Annotated in this window: 10 protein-coding genes; all 10 read right to left on the bottom strand. The window is 40.5% G+C overall.

Annotated features, from left to right (window positions below; all coding sequences use genetic code 11):
- Positions 1 to 145: 145 nt before the first annotated feature.
- The 10 genes from B4U84_RS26910 to B4U84_RS26865 all read right to left on the bottom strand — a co-directional run bounded on the left by B4U84_RS26910 (position 146) and on the right by B4U84_RS26865 (position 16,180).
- The gene (locus B4U84_RS26910) at positions 146 to 4,057 is read right to left on the bottom strand and encodes an amino acid adenylation domain-containing protein (RefSeq protein ID WP_131121222.1); all 3,912 of its coding nucleotides are present in this window, start codon (positions 4,055 to 4,057) and stop codon (positions 146 to 148) included.
- A gap of 592 nt (positions 4,058 to 4,649) precedes the next feature.
- The gene (gene hxlA / locus B4U84_RS26905; protein ID WP_017308668.1) at positions 4,650 to 5,291 is read right to left on the bottom strand and encodes a 3-hexulose-6-phosphate synthase; all 642 of its coding nucleotides are present in this window, start codon (positions 5,289 to 5,291) and stop codon (positions 4,650 to 4,652) included.
- 301 nt (positions 5,292 to 5,592) lie between these two features.
- Positions 5,593 to 6,189 carry a 6-phospho-3-hexuloisomerase gene (gene hxlB / locus B4U84_RS26900; RefSeq protein ID WP_131121221.1) on the bottom strand — a complete coding sequence of 199 codons (597 nt, stop codon included), beginning with the start codon at positions 6,187 to 6,189 and terminating at the stop codon, positions 5,593 to 5,595.
- Between the two features lie 60 nt (positions 6,190 to 6,249).
- Positions 6,250 to 7,413, bottom strand: a complete 1,164-nt coding sequence (locus B4U84_RS26895) for a low temperature requirement protein A (RefSeq protein WP_131121220.1) — start codon at positions 7,411 to 7,413, stop codon at positions 6,250 to 6,252.
- Between the two features lie 186 nt (positions 7,414 to 7,599).
- Positions 7,600 to 7,887, bottom strand: coding sequence for a UBP-type zinc finger domain-containing protein (locus B4U84_RS26890; protein ID WP_131121219.1), 288 nt, complete (start codon positions 7,885 to 7,887; stop codon positions 7,600 to 7,602).
- 22 nt (positions 7,888 to 7,909) lie between these two features.
- Positions 7,910 to 9,334: an ATP-binding protein gene (locus tag B4U84_RS26885; protein ID WP_131121218.1), complete on the bottom strand. Its 1,425-nt coding sequence runs from the start codon at positions 9,332 to 9,334 to the stop codon at positions 7,910 to 7,912.
- 20 nt (positions 9,335 to 9,354) lie between these two features.
- Entirely contained in the window at positions 9,355 to 11,013 is a 1,659-nt protein-coding gene (locus tag B4U84_RS26880) for an FAD-dependent oxidoreductase (protein WP_044446550.1), read from the bottom strand.
- Positions 11,014 to 11,297: 284 nt separating this feature from the next.
- The gene (locus B4U84_RS26875) at positions 11,298 to 13,469 is read right to left on the bottom strand and encodes an AGE family epimerase/isomerase (protein WP_131121217.1); all 2,172 of its coding nucleotides are present in this window, start codon (positions 13,467 to 13,469) and stop codon (positions 11,298 to 11,300) included.
- A gap of 111 nt (positions 13,470 to 13,580) precedes the next feature.
- Entirely contained in the window at positions 13,581 to 15,701 is a 2,121-nt protein-coding gene (glgX, locus tag B4U84_RS26870; RefSeq protein WP_131121216.1) for a glycogen debranching protein GlgX, read from the bottom strand.
- 224 nt (positions 15,702 to 15,925) lie between these two features.
- Entirely contained in the window at positions 15,926 to 16,180 is a 255-nt protein-coding gene (locus B4U84_RS26865) for a DUF1830 domain-containing protein (RefSeq protein ID WP_017308678.1), read from the bottom strand.
- Positions 16,181 to 16,276: the final 96 nt, after the last annotated feature.

Raw genomic sequence — 16,276 nt, 5'->3', positions numbered from 1 at the left:
AACCCTAAATTTATGGCTTTTATAAAAGACTGTATTCCTAACTAAACCGTATTATCAACTTGCTAATCTTAACGCAATACACTTGGTGTTAAAGATTTTTAGTACAGAAAATTGGTCTGTTCACTTGAAGAGTTATGTCAAGAACTTAAGTAGTCTCAAGATATAGCTGAATCGACCTCACTAATTCACAGACACCTGTAATTTTGAGCATACTGTAGTGATCAGCTTTGAGATTTATGACCGTCGGAATCTTTTGGGAGTAACCACTGTGGCTCTCAATAAATGAATAATCATCACCATCGGCCTTAAAAATAGTTATAGGTGCAATAATTTGCCTCTGAGTTAATTCATGGAATGTGTACTTGACTTCATATGTCTGCTGTACAATTCTCATTATTCGTTCCACCAGATCTAAATCCAGCTTCTTATATCTTGAAATGAATGACGCGAAGCTGTTTTCATCGTTTGCAACCTTCAAACACTCCTCTAATGCAGGACCAGTGATAGTGCTTGCAAAAACAGAGAAGAGAATTGTCACATAAGCTTTGTTAGTAAATACTGGTTGATTGCCATGAATAGCTTCGTTCTCAGTACGAACTTTTGGTGATCCTGGAGCGATCAAAAAGAGATTTTCCACATCATCGCCGGACTGCTCAAGCTGATAAGCAACTTCAAAGGCCATCCGTGCGCCAAAGGAATATCCCCATAGCGTATAGGGACCGGCTGGTTGAATACGTTTTATTTCCTTAATATCTTCAGCAGCCATCTCACTAATGGAGGAAAATGGCTTCTCGCCTTGGTTGATTCCATAGGCCTGAATACCGTAAAAGGGTCGATTGAGATTTATTTTTTCTGCCAACAACCTCAAGTTCATTGGATAGCCACCAAGACCAGGCCAGCAATATATAGGATTTTCTACTCCCGTGGATGATAGATTTACTAGACGCGAAGAATGTTCAACTTCATCACTATCAACCTTACGAGCAAGCTTTTCAATACTTGGAGCTTCAAACAGAGCATGTAAAGGCAAGGTAGAATTAAATTCTTTATTGATAGCGTTGATTATTCTCACAGCAATAAGTGAGTTTCCGCCAGATTCAAAGAAATCGTCACATATCGAGACGGAATCCCACTTCATTGCCTTCTTCCAAATCTCCCCTATTCGCTGTTCAGTATTTGTACGAGGCATAATGATGGGCCGTTGGGCCATTTCGATATTTACTTTGTCCGACGCTTCCAGGGCTTTAACATCGATCTTACCATTGGCAGTAAGCGGTAACTTATCCATAACTATGATCTTGTTAGGCATCATGTAATCAGGCAAAAAGTTGCGTAGATCTTCTTTGATTAACTCTGCTGGACCTTTCATCTGAACGGCGTCTTCCTTCATCCCCTCGCTGGTTAACTGCTCATCACTCACACGACCACCGATACAGAAGTAAGAAGGACCTGGTTCTTCATTACTAGCGCTGAGTATCCTTGTTATCTGCTTTGCCGAAGGAAGATCATTACCAGTCTCGGAACTGTATCCAGAGGACAATAAACCAAGATTTAGATCGTTCATTTGCAGATGTTGAAGCTTCCTGCCCATTGCGAAATAATTCGCCCATTTACAGCTGCTTCTACCAATCATTGCAATTCCAAAACTTCCCTGTTCGTAGGTTAGCTGATTGATAGCTATTACATGTCTCTTCAAAATGATATCGTCTGAAATTTTTTCCAAGATACCATCTTTGTACTTGTACAGACCCCCAGGTAGATCAGCAATCTTTCCAGGATGACTTTGCACATAAATATCAACTGGTTCGATCGACAATGGCTTGACCTGAGGGACTATATCAAAAGTGCCTAGATAATAATAATGTTCGTCTGGACATAGAATTTTCTCATTTACTTCCGGTGTATAATCAGCATCTCCAATAGTAAGCTTATATGGCGGAAGAATCTTGTCAAACAGACCCAATATGTGGCCAGTTTCTATTTCGAGTACCTCTTGAATGTTATTTTTATAAACTAGTTCGATAGCTTTTCTCTTTCCAATGAAGTGTATTTTTATTCGTGTTTTTTCTGTACTATCTATTTCGTTTAATAGTACTAATTGATGACGTCCCGGATGGTAATAGTAGTAACCACTCCTCAAACCTACTATGTTGACTAATTCGAGATACATTTGTGTTGCATACAATGCACCAGGTGATGCATAACCGTACTTGGGTAATAGACGCTCATCACTGTAAAAAGGCCCGAAATATCTCAAAATCTGACCTAATTCTGTGAAGCTCAACGCATCCAAGCCACGAGAATCGGCAGAGTTGTAGGTCTGGGTACCAGTAATTTGTTTATCCAGTAACCGCAGAATGTCAGCTTTCTGGACAGCACCACCCTCGAATAAACGGTAGGATTTTCGAGTAAACGCCAACCGCCGCTGTTCGTCGGTCGGTGTTTTACCTGGAAGATCGATCTCTATCTGACCAGGCACACAATTTTCTTCGTCAATATCTCTATATCCGAGATTCGACAATTGAGCTTTGACTTGAAGCTTGTTTTGCTTCGACAGATGGTGTTCTCCCTGGACACCCTGGTCCATCACAGCAGCTTGCTTAGGACTCAATTCAATACATGCAATTAGATCAGAGTATCCGGTACGAGAATTTTTCTTAACTATAACAGCTGCGTTTTTAACCCAGTCATGCCTCTCAATAGCTACCTTTACCTCGTCAAGCTCAATCCGAAACCCTCTAAGTTTTACCTGATTGTCTACACGGCCAACGAATTGAACAGTACCATCTGCATTCCAACAGGCTAAGTCCCCAGTCTTGTACAGTTTGGCACTTCCAGAACTCGCCGAAAATCGGTTGTTGACAAACCTTTCTTTAGTCAAGTCTGGTCGATTAATGTATCCGCGCGCCAGCTGAACACCACCGATGTATAACTCACCATTTTCTCCAACCGATGCTAACGATTGATCGCTCGTAAGAATGTAAAATTGAGTATTGTGAACGGGAATGCCGATTGGGATTGCTTCAGGGTGATCAGCGATCGCATTTTTATCAACCTTAAAGGCAGAAGCATTGATAGTGCATTCACTCGGACCATAAACATTAATTAAGTCGCATTTTGGCAACACTTCAATGCATTGTAGCGCAAGTTTTTTTGACAGAATTTCGCCACCGCTAAATATCTGTCTGAGTGATTTACAATTGTCGAATATGTCGGTGTCAAGAAGCGCTTGTAGCAGCGTCGGAACACATTGCAGAGTCGTCACATTATGTCGGGTGGTAGTTTCAATTAACTGTTCTGGATCTTTATAGGTTCCAGGGCGGCTCATAATAATTTTACTGCCACAACAGGACGCAAGAATCTCCCATTGTGCTGCGTCAAAACTCATAGGTGTTTTTTGCAGAACAACTTTGTTTTGATCCAAATTACAAACAGTTCGCATCCAATTCATCTGGTTGACGATACTGCGGTGTTCAATCATCACACCTTTCGGTTTTCCCGTACTTCCAGAGGTATAAATTACATAAGCTAAATTATCATAACGTGGACGCTTGTAGAGTTCATTCTGCCCATTTATACCCGATGGAATTTCAAACTCCTCGGCTTCTTCGAGTGTAACTATTCGTGTACCTGAAGGCACCAGTTCCGCCAACCTAGTACGCAGCTTTTCCTGTGAAAAAACAATTTTGACGCCTGCATCCTCAACCATATATCTCAGTCGGTCTTCTGGATATTCTGGTGATAATGGCAAATAAGCGCTGCCTGAGAACAAAATACCCCAAATTCCAACTATCAATTCAAGCGACGGCTCAAGGAAAATACCTACACATTCGTCGACAGTTGCACCAAGATAATGAAGATAAAAACCCAAGCGCGAACTAATTTCGGCGAGTTCTTGATAAGTTAGACATTCATGATCACAATGATCACAGACAACTGCTTCTGTGTTAGGTTGGATCTGCACTTGCTCTAGAAATAAATCAAGCAGAGACTTTGTAATCAAATCTTGTGACTTTGTATTGTCTAGCTTTTGTATAGGCAAATCTTCTGTTTGCATAGTTGATCTCCAATCTAATCTTTAAATTTGTCCAAAAATAAAAAAATTTCAACTCCAAGCATGAAAATAGAACTCTGCTTACGCTCTCATATCCACTTTCAAGCCAGAAATTCAGAAGGCAGAGGGCAGGAGGCACTTATGCTGAAGGAACCCACGCTTAAAAACGTGGGATTGAAACAAGGAAGCTTTATACCTCGCTGCCAGCAGTMTCGGTATAATTCTTACTTTTAAGTGGGCTTTATACCCACAACTGAAGTTTTTGTTAATACATATAACCTTCTGCCCTCTGCCTTCGTACTTCTGCCTTTCTTGGTAACCCACCCTAAAAAGAGTCAATACGGTTCGGTTAAAAATTTTTCCTCATAATTTTGGGCATGTAGAGACGTTGCACTATAACGTCTCTACAAGGTTTAGATGTCAATCGATTTGTCTTATCCGAACCGTATTGTAAAAAGAGTGGGATTAAAATCAGGGATTTTTAGTATTTATCTGCTTTAACTCTGAGTTTAATTACCAACTTAACTTTAGACTCAGAACTAAAAATTTGTCTTTGCTGGTAACTCAGTTATGAGTTTAAAACAGAGTAGATAGCCTATAGAGGTTTTGAATTAATCTTCTCCCGTAAACGACGTGCAGATTCAACAGGAGACTTAGCATTGTAAATAGCAGCACCAACTGCTGCGACATCAGCTCCTGCTGCTTCTACTTCCTGAATTGTATTCTCATTGATACCCCCCGCAGCAGAGAGAGATATTGAAACCGCACCTCGTAGAACTGCAAGTTCGTTTGCAGTTGAAGCACACAAATGATTAGCTTGCTCATCTAATCCGCAGTGCAGTTCCAAGTAATTAACTCCTAGCTTTTCTAAATCGCGCGCACGTTGTACACGATCTGAAACGGAAATCATATCAGCAGTAACATATCTCCCATACTTACGAGCAGCTGTCACAGCTCCTTTAATAGTACTGTCATTTGATACAGCTAGAATTGTAGTGAAGTCTGCTCCTGCTTTGAATGCCATTTCAGCTTCTAGGCCTCCAGCATCCATCGTCTTCATATCTGCAAAAATGAGTTTATCTGGAAAAGATTGTTTAAAAGTTTCGACAACCTTCAATCCCTCTTGCTTAATCAAAGGAGTACCAGCTTCGATGATATCTACATAATCAACAACATCTTTAAGCAATTTAATTGCTTGCTCTAATGACAATAAATCTACAGAAACTTGTAATTTCATTAAACAACCTCTTTTTTGTTCAAATAATTTGCTCTGATCTTGTATTAGTTATGCTTGAAAATTACTTATACGATTTCACGAAAAGCCTGATACAAATACAGACCCTGTAGAGACGCGATATATCGTGTCTCTACATTATTTATATATATCGCGATTAACGTGAAATGGTATTACTAGTAGTCTTTCACCTAATTTTGAAGTGTTTGTAGTGAGGACTTTAGTCCTCTTTTATAACTATTTTAAGGGCTTTATACCTGATTACAAACTCCGCAAATTTTGTGTGGTAGACCACCAGTATCAATTATTCAAGATTAGCGTGCAAAGCCCAAAGAGTTTCAGCATTTTTATTGATACTATGAGATAAAAAATGAAACAAAGCATCAAATATTAACAAAGAAGATTGCTCAAATAAAGAACCACTAAATTGTTGTGAATATTGATGACTATGATCTTGTTTAGCCGCAGCTTCTATGTGAATTAAAAAATTAGCTATTTTGGCTAATGGGGAATCGATTTGAGTTGTGACACTAGCAATATATGCACCGATTTCTTTTGCTTTACACGCAATCTCTAAAACATGTTCAGTGGTACCTGAACCGGAAAAATCTATTAGTAAATCACTTTGTTGAATTGCTGGAGTAATGGTTTCACCCACAACATAGACCTGTCGTCCTAAATGCATCAGCCGCATAGCAAACATACGAATCACTAAGCCACTACGACCTTCACCAGCCACAAAGATTCTTTGGGTATTTAGAATTGCTTGCCCAAGTTGGATAACTGATGAATAATTGACCTTTTCTAAAACCTGTTTGTTTTCGATTAACACCAATTCAACGACTTTACTAAACTCGGTATTAATGTCTCTATCAATAAGATTTTGAGAAACATTGGCCATGATAATTATTTCCTTTCTAATACTAATGTAAAACTTCAAGTGAGATTTACACGGTACTTCTTAAAAGACTAAGAGACGGCTTTGGTACAAATCTTGAATGACTTGAACAGCACAGATTATAGCTACAAGCCCGATTACCACAACAGGTAACAAACCTTTGCCAGCTATGGCAAGTATGAGAAGGATAATTGCAGAACGAAGGCGAAACCTAGAACGAATTTTACAATAGCGTATAACTCCAGTACGATGCAAAAGAGCTAGAGCTAGCAAGCATAATGCTACCGTGCCACAGAGAACCACGCGCTCTGGTGTAGCCAGTGCTACATTAGGATCACTTAATATAATGTGTTTGACGCCAACTCCAGTAGCAGTGAGTCCAATAACCAATGGTAAATGCCCGTATAGCCAAATTTGATAAATGCCTATTTGACCAGTTGCATTAGCAGAACGCAGAGCTGAGTTACCAATATTTTCAAAATAGACCCACCACAAACTAAAAGCGATACTAAAACCGAATATTGCAGCAAGTGCGCTTTTAGCATCCCACTTTTGATTAGAGAGACCATCAACCACGCCTATAATTGCTTCCCCCAGAACAATGATGGTGAATAGCCCGAAACGCTCCGGCAAGTGTTCGACATGGTGGCTTAGTCCTAACTGTAAGTGTTTGGCTGTTAGAGGTGTGGCGAAGTCTACAATTAGCCCCAATGCCCAAAAACCAAAACGAAATGGAATGGGTATAAATGCTGAGATCAGCCAAAGAGCAGCAGCGATCGCAAAACCCTGTGCGTAACGAATTGCTAGTGGACGCGCTACAGGAATATGCCTTGCAGCACGCAGATATTCAATAACAAGCATAGCTCTTCCAACAGCATAGGATAGAGCAAAGCCAATTGAACTTTCTCCCAAGCCGTAATGTGTATTTACTGCTAAGGTAGTGATCGCTACCATTTGCCCACCAATCAGCAAGCGATGACCTATGTCATCAATATCAAATCGATTGGTATAAAATGTGGTGCCAATCCATGCCCACCAAATTGGAATGAACAGAAATACAAAATTAAAAAATCCTGATACAGAGATATCTTCACTAAGATTGTGGGCAACTTGTGATACCGCAACTACAAATACTAAATCATAGAAAAGTTCCAGCCAAGTAGCATGACCATTTTTTTCGCTTTCTGCATCAATGCGTAGACGAGGAGGTTGAAACCAGGTTTTCACGTCTAAGCCCTCATATTTTTGTATATAACGGAACTTGACTAAGAGCAACAAAAGAGAAAGAACTGAGTTTTTGAAACAACACTATTCAGTTATGGGTAAAAAACTAAGGAGAAAGGATAGAAAAACTTAATTTTTTTGACATTGCTTAATTGCGGTATGAATCTAGATGCAGACATAACATAAAACTCAAGTATCAGCTTTATTAGTTGCTGGTAAATGTACAAAGGTTTTGTCGGTATAAGACCAAGCCCAGTTCTCACCAGGTTCAAAGGACTTTATCAAGGGATGACCAGTGCAGTGGAAATGCTTTGTAGCGTGCTTGTTCTTAGAGGAATCACAACAACCAACATGTCCACATATGAGGCAAACCCGCAAGTGTACCCAGGTGTCTCCACTTGCCAAGCATTCCTCGCAGCCATTAGCTCTGGGTCTGACTACTTGTAACTGATTAAAATCTGTATACCCCATAGTCATTAATTCTCCTTTATGTTTTCTTTTAAGCAGGAATTGCTTCACTTTTAAATCTGTTTATTTCTTGGAAGGAGTGGAGAGGTAAACTAACTTGAAAACGTGTGTCACCTGGCTTTGAGAAACAGCGAATATGCCCGTTATGCTGACCCACTACAATTCGATAAGCAATCTCTAGACCTAGTCCAGTTCCTACACCAATACTCTTAGTTGTGAAAAACGGATCGAAAATTCGGGATTGAATTTCAGGAGGAATACCAGGCCCATTATCCGCAATTTCCACCGTAATGCAATCTTGAGCGCTAAAAGTACGTATCCAGATTGTTCCTCCTTCACCCAAGGCGTCTATGGCATTGTCAATCAAATTTGTCCATACTTGATTTAGTGCGCTTCCATATGCTTCGATAGTCGGTAGATTTTGCTCATACTCACGTACCACTTGGGTACGATGCTTCCTGAGCTTGTAGCTCAAAATAGTCAGCGTATTCTCTATCCCTTCATGAATAGTTATCTCCTTGAGTGGAGACTGATCCATATACGAGTAGGCTTTGACAGCATTGACAAGATCCGAGATGCGAGTAACGCCTTGGTCGAGGACATTTAATACACTTGCCATAGCCAGCGTTGCTTCTAACCAAGTTAATGCACTACTGAGTGTATTAACACTTACATGTTTGCCAATTACTTCTAACTGTTGAGCCTTAATTCCTGCCGCAACTAGGGTAGGAACAAATTTCCACCCATCAACAACACCATATGATTCTAGCCAGTCAGTTAGTTCATCTTCCAAATCGAGCTGAGTTAAAGGATCAAAATCGCAGGTTTGAATCACCCGTTCAATGGATTTACACTTAAGATCCAGGAGGTACTCTAATTGAACAGGAGTGAGATGTTGCTCGGTAGACTCAAGCGAGAGGTTATGTAAGACGTTCACCATATCGTGCAACTGTCCAGCTGCGCGACGTACTGCTGCTGTTGGATTACCTAGTTCATGAGCCAAACCTGCTGCTAGTGTTCCTAAAGAAATGAGTTTGTCGTGTTGCTGAGATAACATCTGTAACTCTTGCATTCGGCTTGCCATGAAACCGAGAACAGCTTTTCTCACCGACGGGCAGAACATAAGCATCTGCCAGAACTCTTCCTCGTGCAAACAATATATATGACACTGACCCACAGCTTGTCCACTTGCAAGATGAAGTGTACCCGCAAGAAGTGGAACTTCACCAAAAAATGTACCCGCTTCGTATGTAGCTAAAATCACTTCTTGATTACTAATCTCTCGTGTTAGGCGGATTGCTCCTTCAAATACCACATAAAAGCATTTTGCAGGTTCCCCTTGCTTAAATAGTAATTCTCCTGGATTCAGCCGGATGTTGCTGCCGTTCATCAAACACATCAGTTGATTTTCGGTCAGGTTTTTGAATAGGGGTATTGTTTGTAACAAATCAAGCATGACAAAAATCTACAGTGTTTTTACAAGGATGAGAGATATTGATGTATGAATTGAATAGCGATCGACCCTTCACCCACTGCTGAAGCAACTCGCTTTACTGACTGGTAGCGCACATCACCTACTGCAAAAATTCCTGGTATATTAGTTTCAAGAAGATATGGCGATCGAGGTAGTGTCCATCCTCTAGGATATGTTTCACCATGCAAAACATCAGGACCAGTTAAAATGTATCCCTTTGAATCTCTCTCTACAATATCTTGTAACCAACTTGTACGCGGTGTTGCACCGATAAAAGTGAAAAGAGCGCAAGCACAGACAGTTTCAACCTCATGAGTTAATGAATTGGTAATAGTTATTGCCTCAAGCTTATCTTTACCGAACACTTGAGTAATTTCGGTGAACACTTTTACCACAATGTTCTTCGTCTCTTCGATCTGATCGATTAGATACTTAGACATACTTTTCTTGAGTGAATCCCCACGTACTAGAAGGGTAACTGAACGGGCATATTTAGATAGATGCATAGCAGCCTGTCCAGCCGAATTACCTGCCCCAACAATAAATACGTCTTCACCTTGATAAGCCATCGTTTCGGTCATTGCGGCTCCATAGTATACCCCAGCACCGGTTAGCATATCACTACCAGGCACGTTAAGTCTGCGATACGATACACCAGTTGCAATAATTACTGTATGACTGCTTAGTTCTGAGCCATCTGCTAGGGTTACATATCGATATTGACCATCTATACGAAGACCAGTTACTTCCTGTGGTGTAAGAATTTCTGCTCCAAACTTCTGAGCTTGTGCAACAGCACGTCTAGCCAAATCCCCTCCAGATAATCCTACCGGAAAACCCAAATAATTCTCAATTCTGGAACTAGTTCCCGCCTGTCCGCCTGGAGCTTCTTTTTCAACCATGACAGTGTGCAATCCTTCAGAAGCAGCATACACTGCTGCTGCTAAACCAGCCGGACCACCACCCACAATAATCACATTATAAAATGGCATTTCGGCGTGCATTTTCAGCCCAATTTTCTCAGCTATTTCGATGTTTGTTGGCTGTAAAAGATGTGAGCCGTCAGGAAAGAGCAGCAAGGGTAGTTTTAGTTCACCTAAGTAAACGTCTGTAGTCAACTTGCGCCCTTCCTCTGACTCAATGTCCAACCATTGGTAAGGAATATGATTACGTGCCAAAAAATCTTTCACTTGGTGTGTTTTGGGTGACCATCGATCGCCAATTACCCGAACACCTTCAAACGATGGGAGAAAGGTTTTTTTCCAAATTTCAAGTAAATCGTTAAGTACCGGGAACAAACCTTGTTCCGGAGGAGTCCACGGCTTCATCAAGTAGTAATCAATCTTAGCCTTATTGATAGCCCGGATAGCCTCATCAGTGTCAGCATAGGCCGTAAGTAAGGCACGTTTGGCATCTGGGAAGATTTCCATAGCCTGTTCCAAAAATTCTACACCAGTCATGTTTGGCATCCGCTGATCCACTAACAACAAAGCTACTGGATGGTTACGTAGTTTCAGTTTTCTCAGTGTCTCTAGAGCCATCTGACCAGATTCAGCACGTAGTACCCGAAAGTTTTCGCCGTATTCACGGCGTAAATCACGCTCTATCGCCCGTAAAACTTCTGGGTCGTCATCTATTGTAATTAGAACAGGTTTAGCCATTATATTCCCTCATTTGTTAATTTTCCCCTATTTTCAAAATAGAACCCCAGGGGCATTAGCGTAGCTCGTCCTTATGAAGGATCGCGCCCACAACGAGGGAATGAAAATAGTTCTTCCCTTTGCCCTTTTACCTTTACTCTGTTTTTAAGCTAGAAGTTTATGTGATAAATCACACAACGAGAGCATGAAAATATAACTTTTTCTACACCCTCACACCCCACACCCATTTTTAAGCTAGTGGTCTGGCAAGACATCTTTGCTAGGTAACACAACTTGGACATTAACTATACGCTAGCTAGTTCGATAGCTTCATACTCATTCACCAGTGTTATACCTTCACAGAATGCACTCATTCTTAGGAAATGCTCTACCTGGACTTGTGCGCCAACCACATACAACTCCACATCAGAACCTAGTTTTTGCTTGATGAAAATGAGCGCTCGCATACCAGCAGTAGTTATACATTCTAGATCTTGTACCAGTAAGACAAGACGTTTGAGTGGCTTTTGTGTTACCTTAGCAAACTCTTCCTGAAGACGTTTTACACCATCTGCATCCAGTAATCCACTTAAGGATATCTTGGCAATACCATTAATAGTTTCCAATTGTGTTGCGTCAAAGAACACCTGTGTGGGAAGAAGTCTCACTCGAACTTTCAATTCGTCTTGAGAAGATGGTAGTTTAACTGCTAAACTTTCAGCATCAAAATCAGAATGCTTTTGTCCGTTGATCCATACTTCGCTAATACGTACACTACCAGGCGGGAGAATATCTGGTGCAACCCGCAGAACATTGTCCTTAAACCCACCTGGTTTTGGCTTGAAGAACAAATCCATTGGCTGCTTAGTAATTAATAAGTTTGTATAAACTGTAGCTAAGTAGGCTAATTCAAAAGAGTGGTAGCCACTCATGGAATGGCTGCCTTTGCCTCGCTCTGTTCCCAGTAAGTAGGGAAGTCCATTGGCCAAAACATTAAAGTAGACACCCCCAGCTTGGTAGTCAAGGAACCAAGCATTATAGAAAGCCGATGACTCACGTGCCAACTGTCGATACTCAGGATTCTCAAGTGAACCAGTCAAAATCAGATAGGCTAAAATAGCCTGTTCCTGCTGCCACCATGCTTTGCGATCATGCCAAACAAAACGGTGTATCTTCTGATCTGGTTCTAAATCACGCTCTAATACGTCGTACCACCCACCACGCTGCTGGTCGCTGCCAACTGCCGGCATAATTTCTGCAATCTTTTCGGCCAGAGCAACATACTTTTCTTTTTGTTTCAAGTGGTTCATCCGCATCAAGTTCCAGGCAATTTTCAGGTTGTGACCTACAACAGCTCGATTCTGTTGCCACCCCCAAGTCGTATCATGACCCCAATTTTCATCAAAACGTTCTTGAACAAATGGACTATGGTCATAATCCGGAAAATGCTTTTCAATCGTATCAAATGTGTACTCAAGGAAGTCAGCATATTTCTCTTCACCAGTTGCTAGCCAAAGGTTGATCAAATAGGCCGGTGCATGATCACCTACCGAATTCCAATTCTTTTTGGCGCGGTTATGACCTAAAGACTGAGAATGAGGACTAAGAGTAATTGGGTCAATATGGGAGAAAAATCCTCCTTTGTCCGTTTTATCCAGGAAATACTTGTTAAAAAGATTAACGGTCAACTCAATATCGTTCATGATACGAGGATCGCCAGTTATTCGATAGGTTTGAGTAGGGCCAGCTAGGGCATAAATCTGCTCGTAAGCTGGAATAGCATCGTAATCATCTCCAAATTCTGAGGAAAATATTTTCTGTTCGCTGCCATCAGGCTTTACGTCAATGGCATGATACCAATAGCAAATTCCTTCACCCTCATCCAGAAAACGCATATGTTGACGCAGGTATTCAGTACCTTTTTCCGCAGCTTCTAGGTAGCGTTCATCCCCGGTCATCATATAAGCTGTGGCAAAACCATAAACTAAGCGAGAAATAGTATCAGTTTCTTGGCGATTACTGTCTTCCTTAGAACCAACCAAGCCAATACCAGTACGATATTTTCGATAATCAATTTCGCCATCTTCAAACTGGGCTTTTAGGTAAAAATTGGCAAGACTTCCTATCTGATTAATCCACCAATCTTGCTTCTCAAAAATATACTCATTTTCTGTTCTACCTAGAAAAACTATATGTTTAGCTTCTAATTTATGTTCGCCTGCTTCATGATAAAAAATGCCATAGGCAAAAAGATACCGATCTGGGACAAGCATTGTTTTCATCTGGCTAGTGCAATCGTAGTAAGGTTCTCCTAGATTGCGTATTAGTTCGGCATAGGTAGTTGAAGTCAATGCTACTTCAAAGAGCCGTCTATCTGAGGTCTTAAGAGAAAAAGTGCCAAAAGCTCCTTGATGTGGGTCAAAATCAGTAACATACCCAGCAATCATATCTGAAAATGAAAAATTTATATTGTTCATTAAATCTCCTCCTAAAAGTGAAGCTAATTAATTGAAATTATTTAGATATCTCTAGAAATGAGGTATCAAGCCTAACTACACAAGGCTTTCATTGTCTTTTTTACCAGATGTCTATTGTGAAATGAGAACGACTATACTACGGTTTGTGACAGTACATACATCACTTGACACCAGAACCTCTTTTCCTCTTTCCACAATATCTAAAGGAGAAACAAGAGCAGTGTCCACCACTTTGTACCATTTTCTATCTTCAAGAGACGGAATTTCAAATTCCATATCTTCCCAGTACATATTAAACATGACGTGAATATCTGCATTTCCTTCAAACCCACCTAGAGTATATGCAAGTACTCTTGCATCAGGGTCGTTCCAACCAGGGCTAAATAGCTTACAACCATGCCAAGAAATATCTGCTAGGCCACGTTCATTAACTTCACCAGTGAAGAAATAACTGCGACGTAAGCCAGGATGGCAGTAGCACTGACGAAAGTCAATCATCAACTTGAAAAATCTGAAGATATCTGCGTTCTTCTCTACAAGATTCCAGTCAAACCAACTAATCTCGTTATCTTGGCAGTAGGCGTTATTGTTTCCCTTTTGAGTGCGTCTGACTTCGTCACCAGCTAATATCATTGGAACGCCTTGAGAAAGCATAAGAATAGCTGCAAAGTTCTTAATCTGTTTCTGTCGCAATCTGTCAATGATTGGATCATTAGTCTCTCCTTCAACACCACAATTCCAACTCAAATTGTCACTGATACCATCTTGGTTATTTTCACCATTAGCTTCATTGTGTTTATCGTTATACGAAACTAAATCATTAAGGGTAAATCCATCATGACAAGTTACAAAATTAATACTATTAATCGGTAAATGCCCTGTTTCTTGATACAGATCAGCACTTCCAGCAATACGTGCAGCAACTGCCCCAACCAGTCCTGGATCTCCTTTAACAAAGCCCCGAATATCATCACGGAAGCGCCCATTCCATTCTGCCCAACGATAGCCAGGAAAGTAACCAATTTGATACAGTCCACCAGCATCCCAAGCTTCAGCAATAATTTTGGTTTCAGCTAAGGTAGCAGATGTTTCAATGTGCCAAACCACCGGTGGATGAATCATAGGTACTCCATCCTGCCCACGGGATAAGATAGACCCTTCATCAAACCGAAAACCATCCACGTGCATTTCTTTAACCCAGAATTCCAGGCACTCCACAATTAACTTTTCTGCAATTGGGTGATTGCAGTTGAATGTATTTCCGCACCCGGAGTAATCCATGTAATACTGCTTATCCCAAGCTACGAGGTGATAGTAAGTACTATTTGCGATACCTTTGAAGTTAATAGTTGGACCCTGATGGTTACCTTCACTGGTGTGGTTAAAGACTACATCCAAAATCACCTCAATCCCAGCTTTATGCAATGCCTTAACCATATCCCGAAACTCGTTAATCGGGTTTTTCTCCTCAGGAGAATAACAATAAGAAACTTCAGGTGCAAAGAAACTGTGGGGATTGTATCCCCAGTAATCTTTCAAGGGTATACCGTTAACTTCTCGAACAACTTCCTTTTCATCAAAATCAAATATTGGTAAAAGTTCAACAGCCGTTATACCTAGTTTTTTCAAGTAAGGAATCTTCTCAATGACTCCAGAGAAAGTATTTTTATATTGGCAGCCAGAGGAAGGTGACTTAGTAAATCCGCCAACATGTAACTCATAAATAACAGTATCACTCATGGGGCGATTGAGAGGGCGATCGCCTTCCCAATCGTAATCAGATGTATCAATGACTACACTACGCATTGAGGTGCTTAGATTGTCTTTTGAACCTAAAGCATCAATACGGTTCCAAAGAGCATTGGCATTTCCTCTAGAATAAGGATCAAGTAATACCTTATTTTTGTTAAAACGATGTCCTACTTGATGTAAATCTTGAGGACCATCAACTCGATAGGCGTAACCAGTTCCAGGTTTTAACCCTTTTACATAGATATGCCAAAAGTGAAAAGTTTTATTTTTCCTTGGGTCTAATTTAATAGTCTGGATTGGTTTTGGATCATTAGGCTGTTCAAACAATAAGAGTTCGATAGATGTTGCATGTTCTGAAAAGATGGAAAAATTTACTCCATCTTTATAAGGTGTTGCACCCAACGGATGTGTGCGTCCCACTTCTACTTCGTACTTTTTCGTAGCTAGTTCTATGTGTAATTTAGCTGGTGTTACAGTCATTGTACTCTTTTTTAGCTCTAGGTATTTTGGAAACAAAAGATAATTGGGAATTTATAAGATACCCAATATTTATTTGTGACACTCTCTGTGAATGAGTAGCCTTGAGAAACGACTACTTTCTTTCTATAAAATTATCTATCTGAATTTATGTATCCTCCTTCTGTCTCCTACGTTTATTCAGTTTAGATACTCTTTACTCGAAACAAGAGTCAAAGAGTAATCTCTTAGTTGATGCATAGATCTTTGCACAATATCCTATCTGATAAAATTGCACAGATCTCCGTAGCCGTATGAATTTCCAGTTGACCATCCACTGGCGCTTCAAACAAAAGATGTTGTCTAGGAAAAATAACTCGCTCAAAGTACCAACTGGGAATGTTCGCGATCCGAGCAATTTGAATCTGACTAGTGGCATTAGTATAACTGCAGAGAATTTTGTTGGGCTGACCGAAAGATAAAGAATTCAGTATTTGAGTCATGACTACAGGTTTTATCCTGATCTTCTGCTAATTAGCCACTCTAGAATTAGATCGTTAACTCAGGTTTTGAAGTGAAACCAAGGGAGTAATTTTTTT

It is taken from the genome of Westiellopsis prolifica IICB1 (genome assembly GCF_004323185.1).
Lineage (GTDB): Bacteria > Cyanobacteriota > Cyanobacteriia > Cyanobacteriales > Nostocaceae > Pelatocladus > Pelatocladus prolificus_A.
This window is presented reverse-complemented; position numbering and strand designations above follow the sequence as displayed.